Genomic DNA, 20981 nt, shown 5'->3' on the forward strand with positions numbered 1-20981 from the left:
GGCTCATCCGCTATACCGAGGCGGGCTACCTGCCGATCGACAACAACCGTGCCGAACGGGCTATTCGCCCGTTCGTCATCGGGCGCAAGGCCTGGCTGTTCAGCGACACGCCCAAAGGCGCGACGGCCAGCGCGCAGCTCTACAGCCTGGTGGAAACCGCCAGGGCCAACGGGCAGGAGCCCTACGCCTGGCTGCGCCACATCCTCGAGCGGTTGCCGGCAGCGCAAAGCGTCGAAGACTACGAGGCGCTGCTGCCGTGGAACTGCACTCCGACGGCGCCACTGTAAAAGACCGGCTCGGCCGTTAACAGACGGGGTTCATGGATCACTTACGCGGCTACCGCACTCTTCTATGAGTGCGATGAGGAAAAGCACCTCGTGGCGAAGCTTGTCGCCAAGCTGGTGGAAACCGGGGAGGGGCTCGCCTAGCTCCGGCCGTACACTCAGCCGTACTGCTGTGAGCGGCCCTGATGGTGGGTTTTTGCTGCCGGTTTTCTATCCCCTGGGATAAGGCGCCCTTATCAAGGGCAAGCCCGCCAGCCCCCGCAGCGGAGGGTGGCGGCCGAGTCGGTGTGTACTGCACATAGCATCGGGGAGTATGTACTTGGCTTCATTCTATAATCGGAAATTTGTTGGCCAGGCACCACTTGGGTATACCCGGAGTTCTCCCCTTTCCCTTGCCGAGCTATTTTCTGGGCAAAAACTCGTCCAGCCTGTTGGAGAACAATAAAGTTTCATCAACAGACAGGATGCGGCCAGAAACGGTCAGGTGTTGCACTCAGATTTTGCCACTGCCTACATTTCTGATAGCACCCACAGGGAGCGTGAGAACGATCAACATAATCCAGTAGCTCAAAAGCATTTTAGAGCCTGGTTTTAACTGGAGGGCACCTGCCAATCTTGGGATACTCCTACCACCAAGTTTAGTGTCACCTCTCCTGTCACCAGCAGATATTTTAGCGCCATCCATAGGTTCGACAGGGCGAATAGCGTCACCAACTGCGCCGTGTTCTTCGCTAGGCCTCGGAAGCATACTTATCCATCATAAGTACTACTTGTGGATAGGCTCTTATTCAATTGCAACGTTATCCTTTCCCAAGCTTATTTTGATCCATTAAATGCTGCCCTCTTACTGAAATACCTAACATTTCAGAAAGCTGCTGTTTTTCCTTGTATGCAACAGGAAACATATAGATATGCTGGATTACCATTTCCTTTAGAATCCTCAAACAAACTGGATTACCCCTAAGTTTATCCATTGTTTTTTGGATAGAATCAATATCAAGCATCCTTTTAAACTGAAGCTCTACGGCTTGGTTTATCAAAGTATAAGCTGGTGTATTCTCTTGTTTTGCTAGCTCTTCATAAATTTCATAAGCCTCTTTTGACCCAATAGAGGAGGCTATTTTCCCTACAACACCATTAATAACACTATATGTTAGATGTAAGTAAGCGCTTTCTGCATGAGTTTGAACTTCTCTGTTAGTTAAATTAGGGTATTCAGAAAGGATATTCACAATAAAGTTTATTATTTCTGATTTTGAGGCGTCAGAAATTTTAATAAAATAATCCAAAAACCTAAGGCCAGTTGACGCCCCACTACTGGCTAGTTCGTATAATGTGTCACGCGTCATTGTGGCGTGGCGGTTTCTAATTATTTGACCGGCAATCTCCATGCTTTTGAAGGATCTATTTATATTTGAGTATGTGTCAAGTGACTCGTCATGTTCATGCTTTTCTTCCAGTGAGCCCCTCTCCATAATATCGAGAGATTTATTCCGGTCATCGCGCTCTTTCTGGATTTCTCTCTGTTCTAAAACTAATTCAGGAATTTTCCGCATAAAATCATCCATGAAAGATAGCTGCTCTTTCGTTAAGGTTGCACACTGCTGCCCATCAAACAGCGAAGAAAGAACCTCTTTTATCTTTGTTAATACCCAAGAGTCTTTAGTGTGGTGAGTAATAAATATTAAAATGTTTGCGAAATCTTCTCGATGAAGATTATCCAAAAGCAATTGGACCTTATCCTTAATTTCCTCTGACTCAGGATATCCTTCGGCAAACTTTTTCCCAACAAAAAAATAGTAAATATAAGGATACTTAAAATGTATTTTTCGGCTTTTATCTGATAGCACAGAATGTGCCTTTAGCTTACCAAGAACTTCTGTCTTATTAACAGATAGGTATTTCCTACCATAATCATCAAAAAAATCATCTATTTGCTTCTGGTTTAGCCCATTCCCTTGAAGGAAGATTGCCCAAGAAATCTCGGTCAATATATTTAAATACTTTTCATAGTCCCTTCCACTGATATTTGCCTTTTCAAAACATTGGTAAATAAGCTGTTGATAGCAATGACCATATGAAGTAAGCTCTAAATTTTGCTGAGCATAAGCTTCAAACATTTGCATTAACATCAAAATATAAATAGGTTTTGGAGGAACGATATTCCTCTTTATTACGATATCAAGCTGCTTCTTCAGCTCATCACACTTTGAATATAGAATAGCTTCATCAATTGACTCTTCCATACCTAAGGAAATCCATTTCAGCACAATCTCTTCACGTTTATAATTACCAAACCCTAAAAGATCTGCAGCCTTATAGCCCGCAAGGGCTGGTGTCTCAGTACGAATATAACCAAACGCTGTACGGCAAGTCGCAATAGTCCAATCAAATGTATCGGCAAGTTTATTTAAAAAAATATTTCTATATTTTTCATTGAGCCCTATTTGATCTAAATTATCTAGCAATAATATTTTCGACTGGCTAGAAATAAACTCATCAAAGCTCAAGCCATTATATTGCTCGGCAACTCCCCGCTTAATCAGTTTATCAATGTCAATCTTTGTAACTTTCGTAGCATCTACATATAATGGCAAATATGATTTAGATGCCAGCTCGATGAATGACTTTTTCAGGAAGGATGTTTTTCCTTGCTGCTCATCACCAAGCAATAAATAACGACCAGCTGTTTTATAAAGAACGGATGATTCTAAAATATCAATATCTTTCTCTTTTAGCTCCCGCTCAAACTCAATATCAGGCAAAACATAAATATCGTTAAGCTTGACTTTGTCAACCTTTCTATGCGTCAATATAATTTCTGTATCGGAAAGCCATCTTTCTTGCTCTGCAGAAACTATTACCTCAGCCTTGGACAAAAGGGAAGAAGTACTAGACGTAATAGGAAAAAATTCATCTATATATTTCTTTAGTCCACTTATAGCGTCTAGCCAAGCAGAATCTTTATCGGACCACAAAGTTATAGCCTGTCCATCCCTTGGAACTACTTGAAATTCAGAAAACTCTGATTCCTGCCAAAGACATGGCCTGACAATTATTGGGATAATTTTTGCAGCCCCTTCTGCATGTCGCTCCATTGCTCTTCTTACTTCAACGTCAAAGCAATACTCAGACGCCAAAAAGCTTGGACTGATCAGAAATACAATTATTTCTGCATCATTTAAATGATGATCTATCTTCCCTTTCCAATCGTCTCCAGCAAGAATTTTACGATCATGCCATATTTGAATTACACCTTGCCTTTTAAGAGTTGCAAGATGGTCTTCTAAGTCTTCTTTATGGTTCTCGTCTTTGTGGGAATAACTAATAAAAATCTTTCTCTGCATGGCTAAGCTCGCATTTAATAAAATTGTACAATTTTATTCTTTTCCTATAATTATGTCTATGGGTCTGCTTCAAAAATAAAGGCTATGTCTAAGTTAGATGTTGTAATAGACTAATTTGGTCATGATATTTTCACCTTTGGGGTGGTTTATCATGAAAGCGAGTCAGCTCAAGCGCTGAATCGCTAAACTTTCTAGTGTGGTGTATCAGAAATTAGATACATAATTATTTGCCGAGTACCGCCGCTGCACGAGCCACTCTAGCCAGAATATCTTCCGCACTTCTTGTGCCAGCGGAACGACCTCGGGTCCTGGTTGTAGTTATCAAGGTAATGCTCGATGGAGGAACCCAGATCATCCACGCTGGTGTGAGCCTGGCGCTTGATCCACTTCTCACTCAAATCCGAGAAAAATCGTTCCACCAAGTTCAGCCAAGAAGCCGATGTTGGTGTGAAATGCACCTGATAACGGGGGTGTAATGCCAGCCTGGCCTTAATCTTGTCTGTTTTGTGAGTGGTGTAGTTGTCCATGATCAGATGGACCGGTATTCCCTCCGCTACAGAAGTGTCGACTTCCTTGAGGAAGCGAGAAACTCGATACTGCGATGGCGCCGTTTCAGACGCCCGATCACCTCCCCTGTGGCCACGTCCAGGGCCTGGATGTGGTGTTCGGGCTGTTCCGCCTGCTCGGTTACCACTTCAGCCCGCGCCTAGCCGACGTCGGCGGCACCCGTTTCTGGCGCTCGCACCTGGACGCGGACTACGGCAAGCTCAACGGCCTGGCCCGGCAGTCGGTCAAGCTCGACCTGATCGCCGAGCACTGGGACGACCTGCTGCGCCTGGCCGGCTCACTCAAGCTCGGCCGGGTGCCGGCGACCGGCATCATGCGCACGCTCCAGGCCGGCGACTGGCCCACCCGGCTGGCCCAGGCGCTGGCCGAGTTCAGCCGCATCGAGAAAACCCTGCACACCCTGACCTACATCGACGACGAGTCCAAGCGCCGCGCTATCCTGACCCAGTTGAATCGGGGCGAGGGCCGGCACAGCCTGGCCCGCGCCGTGTTCCACGGCAAGCGCGGCGAGCTGCGGCAGCGCTACCGCGAGGGCCAGGAAGACCAGCTCGGCGCCCTCGGCCTGGGCAAGATCAGGAGGCATTTTACGTCGGCGCTGACAGGAGCGGGTTTCTCATCAATCGTATCGGACTCGTGATGAAGCACGAGCGGATCTATTCGACATTGAGCGGTTTCATAATCCGAGAATGCGTCGTAGAGTCGCCCGGCAGGATCGGAAGTTCTCATAGCGAGTGGTGATCCGCCGGTAGTGCTTCAGCTTGCCGAACAGGCACTCGATCACGTGCCGCTCCTTGTAGAGATGCCAGTCGCAGGAGCGTTGCTCGATGCGGTTCCGTCTGGCGGGAATGACGGCCTGGATCTGGCGCTCCTTCAGCCAGGCCAGAAGCTGGTTGGCGTGTCGGCCAGCAGTGCCGACGTGGCGATCCCCGCCATGAGTGGGATCGCCTGGCTGATATCGGCCGCTTGGCCTTCCGTCAGGATGAAGCGAATCGGTAACCCCAGCGCATCGGTCAACACATGGATCTTGCTGCTGAAGCCTCCTCGCGAACGCCCCAGTGCCTCCTGGGCCGCAGTACTGCTGGCCGCCCCAGCTGCACAGGCATGGGCACGCACGACGGAGCTGTCGATGCAGACGTGCTGAAGGTCGGCGTCCCGAGCCAGTACCGAGTGAAGCCGGTCCCAGACGCCGAGCCGGCACCAGCGGGTGAAGCGTTTGAAAACGCTGTTCCATGAGCCGAGGCAACGAGGCAGCATCCGCCATTGAGCGCCGCTGCGTAGTATCCAGAGCACCGCCTCGACAAAGCGGAGACAGCCGAGAGTACGGGTCAGCCGGATCCCCTTCGTGGCGCTCAGCAGACTTTGGATACGGGACCAGTCGGTATCGCTCAGACGGCTTCTGTCAGTCATGGCAAAAGCCCAGTTTTAGCACTGGGCTTGCGTCAACAGAACCTAGGCTTTACCTGTGATCTAGTTGCAACTGGCAGCAGAGCGGGAGGCGGCATCTACTCCCGAGCGCCGCTGCGGGCGCTCAACCCATCCGCACTCCTTTATCAAAATGCTCCGGCAGATGTTCGGGCTTTACCTGCGCCGCGACCACCTTGCCCAGTTCGCACAGTGCGTCCAAGTTCTCTGGCCGATCCATTTCCTGCATGGTGTCGAGGTGGGCGGCATCGACGTCCCGGCCCAGCGCCGACTTGAACCACTCGGCCGTGAACAGCGCGTTGTAACGGTGATAAGTGAGCAGCGCGTGGCCGCCCGGCACAGGTCCGGCGTGTCCCATCTCGCGATCGATCTCACGCGAAGTGGGCGTAGGAACAGACAGCCATTGAAGCAATGTCTCCACCAGATCGGAGCAGTCCTCCATGAGGTTCTTCAGCGCCAACAGTCCCTGGGCAGCAGCCAACCCAGCGAATTTTCCGCCTGTGTCTACGCGAGGGTCGGCCTTACCCGTACCCACCGACACGAGCAGCAGATTCTTGTCGCCGGCCGGCCAGTTGAATCGGTAGCCCTCCATCGTGGCCGCCATCAGGGCTTGCAGCGACGGGTTGTTGTGGGGGCTGCAGCCACCGTCGACGAAGAAACCCTCGATGTCCTTGCGCGCGGGGTTCTGGTTGGAGTGGATGCGGATTTTCTCGGGTGCGAAGAAGGTGGGCGCAGCCGTGCTGGCACGCACAACTTGCCACAGGGGGTATTCGCCGTTGGGTATGGTCTCTGCTCGATCCGGATTGGGCAGGAAGTATTTGGCCTTAGTGTTGTTGGTCAAGACCCAAGTGCTGCCAGTATCCAGCCGTTTGGCCACAACCAGCAGCCCGGTACGGAAATCCGTGCGGTTCAGCCCGCCGGGGCCATAGACACCCCGCAGAGCCTCAGCAACGGCCGAAGCGTCGTAGGAGTCCTGCAACAGACCCCGCCGCCAGAAGCTGCGCATGAAGACCTTGTTGCCCAACGCGCGGTAGTGATCCTCGATCTGGCCTACGGTCATCCCGAGCGAAAGCCCGGCCGCGATGATGGCGCCGGTGGACGTGCCGGCGATCAGGTCGAAGTAGTCGCCCAGGCACAGCTCCGGGTCATTGAAGCGCTGCCGCAACAGGCTTTCGATCCGATGCAGCACCTGCAGCGTCATCATGCCGCGCAGGCCGCCACCATCGAGCGAGAGGATGCGCTTGGGGCTTCCATCGACGGCGAGATGTTGCTCGAAGTTTCGATAGTTGGTCATGGGTTCTCCGTTTCGCAGCACGTACTCGGCCTATGGGTGGCGGTGGGTCCGTTTAACCGGCTATCAATTGGCGGCTGTCGATGTGCCTGATAAAGAGGTTTGTATTGTGCGCCAGACGTACCATTGCCGCGGTGCCGTCGGAGGATTCGGTTTCGTTGTGGTCCCACAGCGTAAGCAGCGTGACTTTGCTCGCGCCCCACGATTGAGCGAGTGCCATCATCCACCGGTTGCCGCGCGACCAGGGCGTCATCATCGCTCGGGTGCGCAGCCACCGCGGCAGTCCACCGGTGTCGCTGAGCACGAAGATGTGGTCGGCCGGCTGGGCGTCGGTCAGTGCAAAGAAGCGGTTATGCCAGTCGACGTCGTAATGCTGGAACACTTCGCGAGCAACGACGTCGCGCTGCACAGGCAGGCAAAGCCACGTTTCGATGCCGAGCGCCTTGCAGGCTTCCAACATGAGGATATCGGCGCCCGGGGCCGCAGAGACAAGGACTTGGAGAGCCTCGCCTTGGTCCTCGATTTCTCCCTTGAGACGCCGCAACTCGGCCTCAATCAGGTCGCGCGCTTTGCTCTGCGCCGCGTTGGGGAAGCGTGGCATCGGTGGTGGGGTACTGCCTGTCCTGTCCACCGTGTGGCCGCTGAAGATGACGAGATGACGCTTGATGTGAGCCTTTGTCTCGTCGAGTTCGGCCATCACCGCACGCGCCGCCTCCGCACCGATGCCCAACTGCTCGAACAGCTCCAGCTGGCCGCGTGCGGCATCCCAGTAGAAGCTGCCTTTGGGTACAGCGCTTCGATAGGCATGCACCACATCGCTGTGATCGGTTTGTGCCGGCATCCCTGCGTGGGTGAGGAAGAGCATGTCTGCATCGCTGATCTTCGCCCAGGTGAGGCTCTCTCCCGGCTTTCCTTTCAACGCGCGGTCGATCGATCTCCTCACCACTGCAGACAGGACCGCGAGGTCGGCGCCAAGGTCTTCGAGGTAGCGGGAGACCTTCTTCTTGTCGCCGCCGAACAGGTTGGAGAACCGGGGGTGTTGGCTCAGCGACTTGAGGATGTACCCCATTTGGTAGGCTGCCAGCCCGGCGAAGAAGTTGTTGAGGTCGACCTCGAGAGCCTCTTTGTAGGCTTCATGGGATTCCTTAGCTTTATTGTCGACGGCCCGCGCTTGTCGCTCCTCCAGCGTGCCCAGCTTTGCGAACTCCAGGCGCCATAAGGTCTTGAGGTTGCGTCCTCTGAGCGCCAGCGCCTCCGAGCGATACGCAGGTGACACGTTGTCACCCCTTAGCATCCGCTCGATGGCTTGGTCGGAGCGTTGCAGCTTATCCCGCTCGAGCGTGCTGCGGTAGCGCCGCTCATAAAGGTTGGCGAGAGCGAGATTGGCCTCCGGGTCGAGCTCATGGCCCTGACGTACCTTCTCCCAGGTGTCCACAGCCGCCTCGATGTCCCTAAGCGCCCACTGTGCGCGGCCAACGACACGAAGCCCCTCACGCTGAAAGCTCTCGGGGAGGACGTCTTCAGCCAGCACACGCAACCAGCCTTTGTCGGCCCGTGACCAGGCCAATTCCACCTCTTCGACGAAGTCCGGTGGGACCATGACGATATGGTCGAACTGAGCCTCGGGCAAATCGGGCATCATCAGGAAGACAGGACTGTCGGTCACACGTTCCCGTGCCAGCGTGGACTTGATCGCGGCCACCAGATCGGCCCGCGCGCTTGCGGGGTCGTCGATCGGGTAACTGGTATAGCGTGCGCCGGCGATGTCGAAGGGGGTGGTATCGGCCGACGGGTTGGCTTTGATCAGCACCGTATGCTTCTTGCGCAGCGCGTGACGAACGCCCAGTTCGTAGAAGACGTTGGGGTTATGCACGGTGATGTCGCACAGAACGATGTCGGCCTTCAGGATTAGCTCGAACATGTCTTTATGGATGCTGCCGGCATCGACCACTTCGCCCGTGGTGCCGCCGCTGAGCTCGCACTCCTTCAAGGCCGGTGCGATCAGGTCGTTGTGGACCTTGTCAAAATCGATACGTCGACCTTGGGAATCCTGCTTCACGCCAAAGCCGCGAATCACAAAACAGCCCATGGAGCCTCCCTTCAGGGTTCTCGCGCTCGCTCAATCGTCCGCTTCGTACATGGCCTCGAACTTGTCTGCGCTGACGGCATAGCTGTCCGTTCCGTCTTCAGCGTTGGACACGACATAGTCGCCCGCCTCGTAGTGCGTGCGGCCCTCTTTGGTGTCCACGCTGCCCGCGGTGTCGGCGCGTTCAGCCCACACCGGTGTCGTCTTCACGTAGGCTCCGACACCAACGGCGCGGTAGGTGTCTTCGAACGACCCTGCATCAACGGTATAGACGTCTCCGTCGTTGTCCACCAGCCAGTCACCCGCTTTGCAGTGCTGCTCGGCACCCCACTTTCGGTAGATGAAGCCGCTCGTCTCCAGCAGCAGCCGCACCGCTGCTACCGGGCGGTCGGGCCGTCGGCGATAGCGTCTTCGTTCAGCCATGGCCACTTCCTCCGGTATGACATCAGCCTGAATGATAACCGGGGCGATTCCGATCGCTCCGTTGCTCAAGCCGGCCGCTGCCGACCCTGGAGTCCTACGTGGCTGCCCCTCAGTTCCGCCTCACAGGTCGGGATGGTCCAGGGAAACCTGTAACATCAGCTCGATCACTGTGAAAAACAGCAGCTCGCGTGGATACTGGCGTTGCCGGTGAGTCTCGAACACTTCGTCGATCCAGGCGGCCGGCATCGCCCGTTCCAGCGCCAGACGTGCCATGACGCTGGCCGGTGCCTGCCTCTCGAAGCGCGCCAGAACTGCATCCCACATCGTCTTACCCTCCCGCTTGATCCTTGGGAGAGTTTACGCAAACACCTTGAAAGGGCTGCTCCTCAAAACCTTTGTGCTCTATGCCCAAAGTCGTGTCCTGCTGCTGACGGGACCCGCTGGTCAGGGAAAGACCCATACGCTGGTACATGAGTTGAACCATGCATTGACAGAGGGTCAAGTCGCCGTCGGTGTGCTCAGACATACACTTTCGGCCAGCGGCGACCTCTGGAGCGCAATCCTGCAACGCCTCGAATGTACAAAGACCCAGACGCTGAGTGATCCCCACAAAATCACCCCCGTTCCTGCGCTTGTCGGTGGACCTCCCGCCGCAGGGCCAACTCCAGCTCACGCAGCCTCTCCCGGGAAATGTCTCCCCCGTAACCGCGTGCATACTCCAGTCCCAGCCGCCACAGCGACAGCACGCGCTTGCATTTTAGACTGTTGCTCTGGAATCGCCGCTCGTGCCCCGCCTCCCGCGCCTGCAGGCCCAGCAGGCACAGCGCATAGTTGGCCAGCACGGCAATCAGCAGCAGGATCTCGATGCGCCGCGGACAGCGGCTTCGATGCAGTCCCAGACCGATCCCCAACCGATGGCTCTTCAGGTCGCGGAAGCCTTCCTCGATCTGCATGCGCCGCTTGTAGATCGCCACGACCTGCGCGGCATTCCACCGCTCCTCGGGCAGATTGCTGGCCAGCAGCCAGGGCTCGCGCTCGCGCTGCGCGCTTTGCCGGCTGCGTTTGTCCCGGGCCAGGGTTCCGGTGATGCGCCGGTGCAGGCGTCCCCGCGGCGCATGCTTCACCACGCAGAGCTGAGTGGACCAGGGTGCCGAGCGAGTCATCTCGACGCAACCGAGCCGTTTCGGCGAAGCCGAGGCCAGGGCATACAGGCTTTTCACCGGCCCCCAAGGCTGCTCGCCGAGTCGGCACAGGTCGCGATTGCGCACGCGGCCGACGTAATGCCAGCCCCGGGTTTCGACGGCTTGGAACCAGGGCCGCCGGAAGCCGGCATCGGTGACCAGGACGGGCCGGCAGTTGGCCGGCAACATCGCCGCGAGCGCCTCGAGCAGCCGCTTCTGGCAACGCGGGCAGCCCTCGCGCGGGTGGACGATTTTGCACACCGGTAGCGAGCGTCCGGCCAGCGGGATCGCGGCCCGCAGCAGGAACAGCTTTCCGGCGGCATCGATCGGCGACCAGTCCACCAGGATCAGGGGATGCCCGAGCGAGCCCAGCAGGGCGCGGAGCATGACCCAGTAGAACAACCCCCGCTCGGCCTGCAACTGCCGGTTGCCGAGCAGGCGGTCGATCCGCTTGATCGCATGCCTGGGCTAGGCCGAGCCGGGCAGGGAACGCCCCAGTGCGGTCAGGGTCAGGCAGCGGCCCTGCAGCAGGGCGGCCACCGCCGCCATCAGGGCTTCGAGACGGCGGGCATGGATCGTGGGGAGTGCCTTGGCGAAGGCGGCGTGCAAGAATTGGACGGTCTGCATGGGGCTGGGGACGCTGTTTTTGTTTGGCGACAACCAACGTCGCCCGCCCATGCAGGCCTCTTCAAGCCTTATCTCTCTGACTTTCCGGGAAAATTTCTGGGGATTACTCAGGGATCGAGTGTATTTCACCAGAATCGGGAAGTCTTTTTCAGGATTTCCCTAGCGCTCTCTTATTGACTATCTTTGTGATGATCGTGACGCAGATGGCTTGGTCAATTCAGCATTACATAGCGTGCCGGTATTGACTTGCTGCGGCTTTTGCTCGCGCTGGGGCCTGAGTCCGTTGGGGGGGCAGATGAAGTACCAAGCGTTCATTTCGTACAAACATCAGGCTGTCTATCCGTTTGCGCATCGAATCGGCGCAGCACTTCGACGATACGCTAGGCCATTACTCCGGCCACCAGTGCGGATATTTCGGGATGAGGATCATCTGGTCCCGGACAACGACCTTCCCGCCCTCATAAAGGCTGCGTTGCGGGATTCGGAGTTCTTGATTTTGCTCGCATCACGTGACGCGGCGGAGTCGAGATGGGTCAAGGAGGAATTACGGATCTGGTGCGAAGAACTTAGACGTTCCGACAAGCTCATTGTCGTCCTCACGAAGGACGTCATCGCCATCGATCCTGAGTCAAAGAGGGTTGACTGGGATCATACCGACGCACTACCCAGGGACGTGCTGGAGACTCATCTTAAGTACGTTCCCTTGTATTTGGATCTAACGTGGGTGACACATGAGTCAGACCTAGACCTGCAGACCCCGCGATTCAAGCAGGCGGTCAATTCGATCGTTGCTCGCTGTCGTGGTGTCGACCCAGCTGACATGCTAGTTCTCGAGATACGTGAATATCGAAGGAACTTGCGCTTACGAAACATCGGTGTGGCGGCTATCACTACCTTCGCTGTTGTTGCCACTGTAGCAGGTATCTACGCCGGAGTGCAGCAGCGAAGCGCAGAGAGTGCCTATCGTGCGTCGGTTGACGAGCTTGTCAATGCCACGATCGAATTCGGTGTTTCAAGTCTTCGTACTGATCCAGCGTTGTCGCTGAAAGCAGCACTCGCGACTTATGACTTAACGGACTCGGGGCGCCCGCTTGAACTTCTCAAAGTGGCTGTCAAGCGCAACCCCGTATGGACTAATCTAATTCCGCAGGATCTATCACGTGACCGTCCTAGGCTGCTTCCGAGCTATCCGAATCCGACTGATCCGTTTCGTCCCAATCTCGATTTGTCGGCAGTCTTGATGCTAGATCGCGCCGACTCTACTAAGGATCTGTCTTCGATTGGGCAGAGGCTCGTCTTGCGTTCTGTACCGTACGGCCAAGTGCAGGCATCACTTCTGCTTAAGGCCAACGATGCTCTAATCTCCGACGTTCAGGGAGCGTCCGAGATGGCAGTCTTGCGTCACGGGTTAGGCGAAATCTGGGACATGAGCGTCTATCACCTCGCGGAGGACGGGTTCGGCGAGCCTATGTGGACGGGCAAGGCCATCGTGGACTTCGCCTCGACCGCTGGCATGTGGCCACTATTTGTGCTACATGCAGACGGTAACGTGCGAAAGGTGTTCGGAGATTCGCGGGATCCAGCGCAGGGCGCGTCTATGCATTATTGGAATGGTGCCACTAGAGTGGAGGCTCATCCTGCGGGTAAGGCTGTTCTTCTAATAGGTGGCGGCCAGGCGCGTTGGCTGTCCCTAGACAATGGTTCCATTTCCCGCGAGCACTCGATGGAATGGCCATTTGAGAGCCAACGATATGCAGGTGCAGAGACGTCCAACTATACCAAGATTGGTTGGGGACCTAGAGCGAACGATTTGTACGTACTTGAGGTAAAGGGCGCGGATCGGTTCCAGACGGTGACATTATTTGCTGTGGATGGATTAAGCGGCAGCCGCACCATTCTCAGGGCCTACGAGGCCCGAGTGTCTTTGAAGGACATCGTCGGGCAAATCCTGCCGCTCCTTTCAAACCGGAAGAATACGCAAATACCGGTCGACGCGGCAAAGTTTTCATTCACAGTGTCGAACGATGGCCACCGTGTTGCGCTGGTTCGCCCTGACGCTCGATACGGGACGCAGCTAGAACTCTTCGATGTTGACTGGGGGCGTTCAAACAATGATCTTCAGATTCAGGTGTCTCAGCACGAAGCGAACATGCTGCGCTGGCAAAGTCCGCCCGCAAAAAGACAGACGGTCACAGCAGTGGCGCTGTCTCCGTCCGGAGTGTTCGCCGCCCTTGGTACTTTCCTTAAGGACGAGGACACAGATGGCACAAGTCTTGATGGGATTGGACTGCTGGAGCACTGGAGCATTTCCGAGCTGACGATGAAGACGAGAGTTCCACATTTCATTAATCTTGTAGCCGATCCGATTTCCAATGATGTCAGCGACGCGGGGGCCTCGGCGATCGGAATGACGCCGGTCATTCGGCTCGCATACAGCATGGACGGGAAACGGCTGGCCATCCTCCATGCGAATGGTGTAGTGCGTCTGTTCCATGTGCCGACAGAGCCGGGCTATTCAATTCCTTCTAATTGGCTCAGAAGGCTTAATCCTCCGGCCGTACGTTCCTTCGGTCCTTTTGGTCGTTACGCGCTGTTGCGGTTCGATCAAGAAGAGCTGCGTCTCTACGACTTGAAAGATGGGAGAGAGGTCGATCTGTCGGGAATCGGAGCCGAATTCCTAGATATTGCTTGGGTCAAATCTACGAAGAGCCTCGCAATCGCTACAAAGGACGGCCTCCACGTGGTCGATGGGCAGACTGTAGTGCGGAAAGTTGCGTTCCCGTCTCAAGCACACAAGGCTCGAATCGGCATTCAATTAACGCATGTCGTGAGCGATAACAAAGCGATGTTCTTTGACAGTAGTAACTGGAGCAAATTTGGTGAAGTTGAGCTATCCGACGGGCAGTCTGGCGGGCTGATCAAACTTCTTTCCGAGCTTCCTGACGATTCCGAGAACCAGTCTGCTCATGCTCTAAATGAATGGCGAAAGGAGGATGAAAGCTATTGGGCGATTCTGGCGCATAACAATGTGCTCTCTAGATTTTATCTGCATCGTAATATCAGCAACACTGTCAGCGTAGCTGAGAGTGGGCGAGTCTATGAATTTGCTGCCGACGTTGACTGGATAACCACCCGTGTTGCAGGCGGCGTTATGTGGGTCAACACCGGCATCTACCCGCGGAACCAAACGAGCACCACAACCACAGTGAAGCAGTTCGATATCGTTACCGGTGCAAATGTGGAGAAATTTAGAGCGCCCTCCGGGGGGTGGCCTGAGGTCGTCTGGGAGATTGAGTCTGCCTTTGAGGAGGGCGACAATGTCCTAGTGATAGTCCGCTATAAACCAAAGGATGGCAGTGGCAACTCGTTCGCCTTGGCTAAGTGGAAGCTAAGTGGTGGTGACTGTCTTTCTTGGACCTCGCTCGGCTCTGCCGCCAAGAGTTATGAAGATGACGTGGCCTTAACCTTCGGCGAGGCGGGTGATACCTTCGTTCGACTTGCGTCAGCAGGGGAGCCGAGTGAGATCGAAATAGTGCGTTTATCTGACGGAGTTACAGTAGCCCATAGGAAGCAGGCAGACCAATTCCGCTTTTATCCGATGTTCGTTCCCGCTAGTGGAGATGGTCCTTGGAGGATTGCTAGCGAGCAATTCTTTGACGCAACCTATCGTAGTGCCTCAGTAGGAGACATTCGCTTTTGGGAGTCGCTAACCACAGTTAGACTCCCTGAGTCGTTGTCGGCCAAACTTACTGAAGCTCGGGAGCGGAAGCGATTGGTGACCCCCGAACAGTAATCTGTTTCACCGTCTCGGTGGTGGCTCTTCGTTGGCCGTGCAGTTCATAGTGGCTCATACCTTTCACCACTTGCAGGGCTCACCAAGATACTGAACGCATTCGGGTGATACTTTAGATCGATGAGAAAATTGCGGATTTATTATGTAAAGTTTGTCATCGGCAGCAATTTATGAGTTGGTGGATTAAGCAGTATTTTTATGTATACTCTATTTTTCAGAGTGGTTGCGAAAAATATTCGGGTTTATGTCTTCCGCTCGGTAGCGTCGATCTCTCTTCGAGAGTCCGACTAGTGTAGCCGAACTGCCGCTTGATCGTAAGCGGATGAGCATCACACTTTGCTGGCAGGTTTCCAGTTGTGTGGCAGCAGCTTGGTGATCTCGCTGACCTTCTGCGTCGGCAACCGGGTCAGCACATCTTTCAGATAGGCATACGGATCATGCCCGTTCAGCCGCGCTGATTGGATGGGCAGCCGCACGCTTGCTGCTGCGTAGCGAGCCGGCAAACAGACTGAACATAGGTAGGGCTCCAGAGAATCAAGGGCGTGTCGATTTTAGCTAAGTGTGGTTTCGGTTCCGTTGTTCCCCAAGCCCCTTCTCCACCTCTGGTCTGGATAGGCCATGACGGACGTTGACTACCTTGTTAAGTAGATCGAACCAGAATGGTGCGCCAAGCGACAATGCCAGCGCTGTTAAAAGCCATCCAACCAAGCGGCTGCCCCAGACGATCCAGCCGTCAGGTGAAAGAGCTCGGTCTGACCAGCCGATCGGCAGCTTGCCGAGGGATTGGCTGCGCCCCTGGACGGCATCTATCAGTCCCGCCAGCGGCGTGCACGATGAGTCATTCATGCGCTGCTCTACCGTCAACGCCAGACACTTCTCGAAAGTCTCCTTATCCGTTTTCTCAGTGATCCGCAAGGCGAGCACCACGGCCGCCTCACGGGTCTCTTTGTCATGGTAAAGATGCGCAGTCAGTGCAATCGTGTCGATGTTGAGCCCTACCGCGATCCCCAGGCCAATCCAGAAGCTGATCGTCTGTAGGTTACGCTTATAGCGGCCCCCAAGCGCAGTCAATGAGCGGTCGGCCCAATTGCTCACTGCGGTTACCAGCTCCTCGGTTGTGGTCCCTGCGGTGACGACCAGCGACTGAAGCTGTCGCTTCAGTCCGGAGTCGGGCAGCTTATCGATAGTTGCGGATGCCTGTTGGACGGTGTTTCCTGCCATCTCACCGATGGCTAGACCACCGACCAGTAATCGCGCGAGGATATTTGGATCAACATAAGACGGAAGCTTCTTCGTCTGCGAGTCGAAGAATGGTTTCAGTGCTGGGCTCTGCGAAAGGATTTTTGCGACATCTACGTCGCTAATCAGACTCTTTAGCGAGTCGCGGAGTTGCTTTCCACGCAGGTTAAGCAGTTGCGCAATAAACTCGTTGATCACTGTCACGAACAAGCTGGCACCCAGATAAACCAAGCTCAGCCCTATGGCTACATCTACCCATGCAGTGAGACTCATACTAACTCTCTACGTGAATTTGCTTTAGGAATGGTCTAAAGTAGCCATGTATTTCTGGCTGACTTCAGCTCCCGCCAACTTTGAAGGCGAAGAGTCGATCAAAAATGATCGGATCACCCACTCTTTTCTGCATTTTTAGCCGCCGCGAGCATGTCGCAGCGACCGTTTCTAGTATTACAGGCGCACCTCTCCTGCATTCGCCAGACAGTTGCCCTCGCCGATGAAGTCACCCGCTTGCTTCGAGGCCGTGGCGGCACCTTCGCGCGGAGCGGATGAACCGAAACAGCCGAATTGCATGAATTCATGCCCGCACTGGTGCAGCCTTTTAATCACCGCACAAGATAAAGCAATGTCGGCCAAGCCTTGTAACAACCATCGCTTTGATGTTGTAGGCATCTGCGAACTTTCGAGAGGATATATACTATGGACAGCAATTTCGAATTGCTGGACCAACTGTTGTACGAGCAAATTTATATGATTCTCAATCGAGTCGGATCATGGGCAGGTGTGCACTCAATTTTTATGACCGTCATATGTTATGAATGAATGGTGTCCAGCGAAATGGCAGATTACGCTGGCGCTAACTCTACATACTTGGATTTATAACAAGTCCAGTGCTGCCCACGTCTTAGGCCCGACGATGCCGTCAGGCACCAAGTTACGATCACGCTGGAATTGGCGAACTCGTGCTTCGGTCGAAGGGCCGAATTTTCCATCGACCTGCTGACCGGTAAACCCGATTTTCTTCTGGACTTCCTCCACCAAGAATTTTGGGTTGGTAGCCCCATCGCGACGTATCGTAGGACGATCACGCGAATCCCTGTTCTTAATTGGTGGCCGAGGCGACAGGATACCGTCCATAAGCGCTCTTACTTCGTTACGGAATAGATCCATGTCAATCGTATGTGGGTCAGGTTTAGTTCCCAAAGGAAGCCGGTATTCTTTGTGCCCACAGCACATTGTCTCCGATACACCGATATGAGCCAAGATCGCAGCAACTCCCTGGCGATACGCATCCAGTTGTACCTCAGGCCAAGGGTCAAAAGGCGGATCGTTGAGGCCTGGCGGATTTCTGTGTCCACCGGTATTTTCAGCCTCAATGCCGATAAAGCAGCCGTTGCCGTTAGTCTCACCTTTCCAGTATCCCTCGCCGGCATGATTGCACCGGCCCGCCGCGATAATGTAAAACGTGCCATCACGTCCTAGCCCAAGTTGAGCAAGCGGGCCGGGAAGGCCTGAGCGACCATTAATGAGCACATTCAGACTCGGCATATTGCCGTTCTTGGGGCCGACAGTGTGATGGCACATTACACCTTTGATAGTTCCCATCGGACTCGGACGACCACGATTCTGCCATCCTGGAACTTCTGCCACTTTAAGCCCCGCGTTCCCAAGCACGGTAGCCAACCAAGTTAATTGCTGAGGCATATCACTCCACTCCTCCGAATGCGGTCGGCAAATCTTCATCCGGGGTGGCGTCTTCATCCTTGATTTCGTGGCCGCAGCCATCGACTTCATCTTCGTCTTCATTTTCAATGCGAGTATCTGTGTCTGCCATTGTTGTTCTCCTATTTTTAGGTCTGGCGGACATATCTCTAGCCGCATATCGTGGATGCAGCTGTAACTGTAGCTGTAGCTGTTATTGTCAATAGCAACGCTAGACGCCCGCTCGCCGGCCGTCATCCCTCCTTGGCGAAAAATTTCACGCGGCTCGCTCCGGACTTGGCCGTCGTGTGGGCGGCGCGTTTTTATTCACGATAAAATCCGTTATCATGAATTACACTGGTGCCGATCCGCGCACAGGAGTGATCACCCGATGGACCCCCGCGAACGCATCCGCCACGCTTTCGCCACCCGGCAGGACCGGCTGCCCGGCACGGTCTTCACCGGGCTCGAGCAGCTGCGGCTCCGCCCGCTGCACGGCGACGGCGTCTACCGGGAACTCGAAGCCCTCCTCGAGGGCCTCCACGAGGACGGCGTGCTCGGCAACGAGGCCTTCGACACCGCCCGCGCCCGGGTCGAAGCGCTGCCCCTCGGCGGCTCGCCTACCCCGCGGGAAAACCGCCATGACTGAGCCGCTCGAACGGGAGGAGCGGCCCCGTGAGCTGGCGGTCGCCGGCGAGCACCGCCTCACCGCCGCCCAGTTCCAGGACCTGGCTCGGGTGCCGGCCGCCGCCGAGTGGTTCGCCAACCTCGACAACCCCCGTACCCGCCGCGCCTATCGGGGCGACCTCGAGGACTTCTGCGGCTTTATCGGCCTGCAGGCGCCGGAGCAGTTCCGCGACGTCACCCGCGCCCATGTCCTCGCCTGGCGCAAGCACCTGGAGCAGCGCGGCCTCTCCGCGGCCACCCTCCGCCGCAAGCTCGCCGCCCTCACCAGCCTGTTCGACCACCTGCTCGAGTGCAACGCCGTCGCCGGCGGCAACCCGGTGCACGGCGTCAAGCGGCCCAGGATCGAGAGTAACGAAGGCAAGACCCCGGCCCTCGGCGACCACCAGGCCCGGGCCCTGCTCGAGGCGCCCGATCCCGCCACCCTGAAGGGCCGCCGCGACCGGGCACTCCTCGCCGTGCTGCTCTATCACGGCCTGCGCCGCGAGGAGGCCGCCCGCCTGAGCGTCCACGACCTCCAGGACCGCCGCGGGATCAAGCACCTGAAAGTCCACGGCAAGGGCGGCAAGCTGCGTTACCTGCCGCTGCACCCGGTCGCCGCCGAGCGTATCCATGCCTACCTGGAGGCCTCGGGACATCACCTCGAAGACCCCAAGGCACCACTATTCCTGCCCCTGCGCGGCAAACGGACCGGCAGCGGGATCAGTGCCGACGGGATCTACGCCCTGGTCGGGGCCTACGCCAGGGCGGCCGGCATCACGGTCGAGGGCCTCGGCGTCCACGGCCTGCGCGCCACCGCCGCCACCAACGCCCTGGAACACGAGGCCGACATCGCCAAGGTCCAGCAGTGGCTGGGCCACGCCAACATCAGCACCACCCGGCTCTACGACCGCCGCCATATGCGGGCGGAAGATTCGCCCACCTTCAAGGTGCGCTACTAAAAGATGGGGTCAGCTGCCGGCAATCGCTGGCTTGCGCGGTCGTCCGCCAAGACGACCATTCTACTGCTGCCGGACCGTATCGCCCAGCTTGTGCCACTCCTTCAGCGCGCGTGCATCGAATTCCAGGCTATAGGTCATCCAGCGAAACCTTCACACGCTGGGGAGCGGCCAGCCGTTCGCGGACAGTGGCGATCAGAGCCTCCTCCTCCTCGGTCATCAGTACCGGGCGGAAGGGCAACTGGCCGCGCTCGGCCACATATTGCAAGGTCTGGCGCATCAGCTCGGAAGGCGTCACGCCTAGGCGCTCCAACTCGCGATAGGCGCGGTCTTTGAGGTCGTCATCGATACGGATATTGATCGAGGCCATAGCCTTGGCTCCTGTAAATACATTTGTCATTACAATGAATGACCTGTCAGCGGTTTTGCAAGGTGTTTTAGGGCTCCGCGATGAAAGGGTTTGCTCAGGAGATGTTCGATGCCCTGTCGCGGCAGAGCGCATCGAATGGATGCGACCGGTAAGCCTCTGTTCCAGGCTTCTTGGTGAACTGGATGCCGTTGCCGGTCAGGAGCGTGTGGAGGCGATTTGGTGGTGCAGTCGACCGCGACGAAGAGATAGGCCTTGCCCTCAGCGGTACGGGTCTCGGTGATATCGATATGCAGATAGCCCAGCGGATAGTGCTTGAAGGGCTTTTTCTCACGGCCCGGCTTCGTGCGAGGCAACTGGCTGACGCCGTGGCGCTGGAAGAGGCGGTGAAACTCCTCCCGTCCACCCCGGCGACGAACCGGAGCAGGTCATCGAGGGGGCTTATTGTCTCTTTTGAGTGGACGATATTGCGCTTTTCGGCCTCTTAATCGAATCGCGAGGAGACACTAATCTGTGCTCATGGTGCTGAACAAGGCACCCCTACCTACCAGGAGACACGGACATGACCCTTTCGACCTCGACCGCCACCCACACCGCCAGCGCCTTCGCCGGCCGCGCCCTGCTGAGCTCGCTGTTCATCGTCAGCGGCCTGGGCAAAGCCGCCGCCCCGGCCGCCACCCTCGGCTACATCGGCAGCACCGGTATGCCCTTCCCCACGCTGGCCCTGGCGGCCGCACTGCTGATCGAGCTGGGCTTCGCCACGGCGCTGCTGCTCGGCTACCGCACCCGCTTCGTCGCCGTCGTGATGGCCGGCTTCACGGTGGCGACGGCCCTGGCCTTCCACAACCAGTTCGGCGACCAGAACCAGTTCATCCACTTCCTGAAGAACCTGGCGATCGCCGGCGGGCTGCTGCAGGTGGCCGCCTTCGGCGCCGGCGCCCTGAGCCTGGATGCCTACCGCAGCCGCCGCACCGCCCACGCCTGAAGTTTCCCGCCCGGCTCCGGCCGGGCCGCACCGACCGAGGAATCCGCCA

Annotated in this window: 16 protein-coding genes and 6 pseudogenes; 7 read left to right on the forward strand and 15 right to left on the reverse strand. The window is 56.2% G+C overall.

All coding sequences use genetic code 11. The features are described from left to right. Positions 1–287 (forward strand): transposase domain-containing protein (locus BMY22_RS18865; RefSeq protein ID WP_139204446.1); only part of this gene is annotated, 287 nt, incomplete at its 5' end. Positions 288–1084: 797 nt separating this feature from the next. Here BMY22_RS18865 and BMY22_RS18870 read toward each other — a convergent pair. Both BMY22_RS18870 and BMY22_RS18875 read right to left on the reverse strand, forming a co-directional pair. Then, a complete protein-coding gene (locus BMY22_RS18870) occupies positions 1085–3631 on the reverse strand; it encodes an NACHT domain-containing protein (RefSeq protein ID WP_090624630.1) in 2547 nt (848 codons plus the stop codon). 223 nt (positions 3632–3854) lie between these two features. Continuing rightward, a pseudogene (locus BMY22_RS18875) lies at positions 3855–4283 on the reverse strand (IS630 family transposase); the annotation flags it as partial. Between the two features lie 3 nt (positions 4284–4286). Between BMY22_RS18875 and BMY22_RS18880 the strand changes: the two are divergent. Continuing rightward, positions 4287–4763, forward strand: a pseudogene (locus tag BMY22_RS18880) (Tn3 family transposase); the annotation flags it as partial. Positions 4764–5068: 305 nt separating this feature from the next. On the opposite strand, the gene BMY22_RS25000 reads toward BMY22_RS18880, so the two are convergent. The 6 genes and pseudogenes from BMY22_RS25000 to BMY22_RS18920 form a co-directional block, all read right to left on the reverse strand. Beyond that, entirely contained in the window at positions 5069–5605 is a 537-nt protein-coding gene (locus tag BMY22_RS25000; RefSeq protein WP_090624632.1) for an IS5 family transposase, read from the reverse strand. A gap of 121 nt (positions 5606–5726) precedes the next feature. Next, positions 5727–6914: a patatin-like phospholipase family protein gene (locus BMY22_RS18895; protein ID WP_090624634.1), complete on the reverse strand. Its 1188-nt coding sequence runs from the start codon at positions 6912–6914 to the stop codon at positions 5727–5729. A gap of 52 nt (positions 6915–6966) precedes the next feature. Then, a complete protein-coding gene (locus BMY22_RS18900) occupies positions 6967–9000 on the reverse strand; it encodes a tetratricopeptide repeat-containing protein (RefSeq protein WP_090624636.1) in 2034 nt (677 codons plus the stop codon). A gap of 30 nt (positions 9001–9030) precedes the next feature. After that, entirely contained in the window at positions 9031–9420 is a 390-nt protein-coding gene (locus BMY22_RS18905) for a hypothetical protein (protein ID WP_090624638.1), read from the reverse strand. A 138-nt stretch (positions 9421–9558) separates the two neighbouring features. Continuing rightward, a pseudogene (locus tag BMY22_RS18910) lies at positions 9559–9693 on the reverse strand (IS4 family transposase); the annotation flags it as partial. A 341-nt stretch (positions 9694–10034) separates the two neighbouring features. Further along, a pseudogene (locus tag BMY22_RS18920) lies at positions 10035–11228 on the reverse strand (IS4 family transposase). Positions 11229–11523: 295 nt separating this feature from the next. Here BMY22_RS18920 and BMY22_RS18925 point away from each other — a divergent pair. Further along, positions 11524–15021: a toll/interleukin-1 receptor domain-containing protein gene (locus tag BMY22_RS18925; protein ID WP_143068550.1), complete on the forward strand. Its 3498-nt coding sequence runs from the start codon at positions 11524–11526 to the stop codon at positions 15019–15021. A 329-nt stretch (positions 15022–15350) separates the two neighbouring features. Here BMY22_RS18925 and BMY22_RS18930 read toward each other — a convergent pair. The 5 genes and pseudogenes from BMY22_RS18930 to BMY22_RS25245 form a co-directional block, all read right to left on the reverse strand. Next, positions 15351–15528, reverse strand: a pseudogene (locus BMY22_RS18930) (transposase domain-containing protein); the annotation flags it as partial. Positions 15529–15576: 48 nt separating this feature from the next. Next, on the reverse strand, positions 15577–16533 hold the full coding sequence (locus BMY22_RS18935; RefSeq protein ID WP_090624646.1) for a hypothetical protein: 957 nt from the start codon (positions 16531–16533) through the stop codon (positions 15577–15579). Positions 16534–16707: 174 nt separating this feature from the next. Further along, positions 16708–16893 carry a hypothetical protein gene (locus BMY22_RS23960; RefSeq protein WP_143068551.1) on the reverse strand — a complete coding sequence of 62 codons (186 nt, stop codon included), beginning with the start codon at positions 16891–16893 and terminating at the stop codon, positions 16708–16710. A gap of 240 nt (positions 16894–17133) precedes the next feature. Further along, entirely contained in the window at positions 17134–17961 is an 828-nt protein-coding gene (locus BMY22_RS18940) for a peptidoglycan recognition protein family protein (RefSeq protein ID WP_090624659.1), read from the reverse strand. Between the two features lies 1 nt (position 17962). After that, positions 17963–18091 (reverse strand): hypothetical protein, encoded by a 129-nt coding sequence (locus BMY22_RS25245; RefSeq protein WP_279626380.1) that lies wholly within the window; start codon positions 18089–18091, stop codon positions 17963–17965. 258 nt (positions 18092–18349) lie between these two features. Between BMY22_RS25245 and BMY22_RS18945 the strand changes: the two genes are divergently transcribed. Then, positions 18350–18607 (forward strand): hypothetical protein, encoded by a 258-nt coding sequence (locus tag BMY22_RS18945; protein ID WP_090624648.1) that lies wholly within the window; start codon positions 18350–18352, stop codon positions 18605–18607. Continuing rightward, positions 18600–19583, forward strand: a complete 984-nt coding sequence (locus BMY22_RS18950; RefSeq protein WP_090624650.1) for a tyrosine-type recombinase/integrase — start codon at positions 18600–18602, stop codon at positions 19581–19583. Before BMY22_RS18945 ends, BMY22_RS18950 begins: the two co-directional genes overlap by 8 nt. 63 nt (positions 19584–19646) lie before the next feature. Here the strand turns inward: BMY22_RS18950 and BMY22_RS25005 are convergent. Together BMY22_RS25005 and BMY22_RS18960 are read right to left on the reverse strand one after the other, a co-directional pair. Then, a pseudogene (locus BMY22_RS25005) lies at positions 19647–19721 on the reverse strand (type II toxin-antitoxin system RelE family toxin); the annotation flags it as partial. Beyond that, complete coding sequence (locus BMY22_RS18960) at positions 19711–19950, reverse strand: type II toxin-antitoxin system RelB/DinJ family antitoxin (RefSeq protein ID WP_090624652.1); 240 nt, start codon at positions 19948–19950, stop codon at positions 19711–19713. The gene BMY22_RS18960 and the pseudogene BMY22_RS25005, both read right to left, overlap by 11 nt. A gap of 173 nt (positions 19951–20123) precedes the next feature. Between BMY22_RS18960 and BMY22_RS25430 the strand changes: the two genes are divergently transcribed. Then, on the forward strand, positions 20124–20435 hold the full coding sequence (locus BMY22_RS25430; protein WP_139204172.1) for a hypothetical protein: 312 nt from the start codon (positions 20124–20126) through the stop codon (positions 20433–20435). Between the two features lie 74 nt (positions 20436–20509). Beyond that, positions 20510–20932, forward strand: coding sequence for a DoxX family protein (locus BMY22_RS18970; protein ID WP_090624655.1), 423 nt, complete (start codon positions 20510–20512; stop codon positions 20930–20932). Positions 20933–20981 lie beyond the last annotated feature (49 nt).

The organism is Azotobacter beijerinckii, from assembly GCF_900110885.1.
GTDB classification, from domain to species: Bacteria; Pseudomonadota; Gammaproteobacteria; order Pseudomonadales; family Pseudomonadaceae; genus Azotobacter; species Azotobacter beijerinckii.

Coding starts and splice junctions, on each gene's coding strand:
- BMY22_RS18870 (WP_090624630.1), bottom strand. CDS start 3,631: ATGCAGAGAAAGATTTTTATTAGTTATTCCCACAAAGACGAGAACCAT.
- BMY22_RS25000 (WP_090624632.1), bottom strand. CDS start 5,605: ATGACTGACAGAAGCCGTCTGAGCGATACCGACTGGTCCCGTATCCAA.
- BMY22_RS18895 (WP_090624634.1), bottom strand. CDS start 6,914: ATGACCAACTATCGAAACTTCGAGCAACATCTCGCCGTCGATGGAAGC.
- BMY22_RS18900 (WP_090624636.1), bottom strand. CDS start 9,000: ATGGGCTGTTTTGTGATTCGCGGCTTTGGCGTGAAGCAGGATTCCCAA.
- BMY22_RS18905 (WP_090624638.1), bottom strand. CDS start 9,420: ATGGCTGAACGAAGACGCTATCGCCGACGGCCCGACCGCCCGGTAGCA.
- BMY22_RS18925 (WP_143068550.1), top strand. CDS start 11,524: ATGAAGTACCAAGCGTTCATTTCGTACAAACATCAGGCTGTCTATCCG.
- BMY22_RS18935 (WP_090624646.1), bottom strand. CDS start 16,533: ATGAGTCTCACTGCATGGGTAGATGTAGCCATAGGGCTGAGCTTGGTT.
- BMY22_RS18940 (WP_090624659.1), bottom strand. CDS start 17,961: ATGCCTCAGCAATTAACTTGGTTGGCTACCGTGCTTGGGAACGCGGGG.
- BMY22_RS25245 (WP_279626380.1), bottom strand. CDS start 18,091: ATGGCAGACACAGATACTCGCATTGAAAATGAAGACGAAGATGAAGTC.
- BMY22_RS18945 (WP_090624648.1), top strand. CDS start 18,350: ATGGACCCCCGCGAACGCATCCGCCACGCTTTCGCCACCCGGCAGGAC.
- BMY22_RS18950 (WP_090624650.1), top strand. CDS start 18,600: ATGACTGAGCCGCTCGAACGGGAGGAGCGGCCCCGTGAGCTGGCGGTC.
- BMY22_RS18960 (WP_090624652.1), bottom strand. CDS start 19,950: ATGGCCTCGATCAATATCCGTATCGATGACGACCTCAAAGACCGCGCC.
- BMY22_RS18970 (WP_090624655.1), top strand. CDS start 20,510: ATGACCCTTTCGACCTCGACCGCCACCCACACCGCCAGCGCCTTCGCC.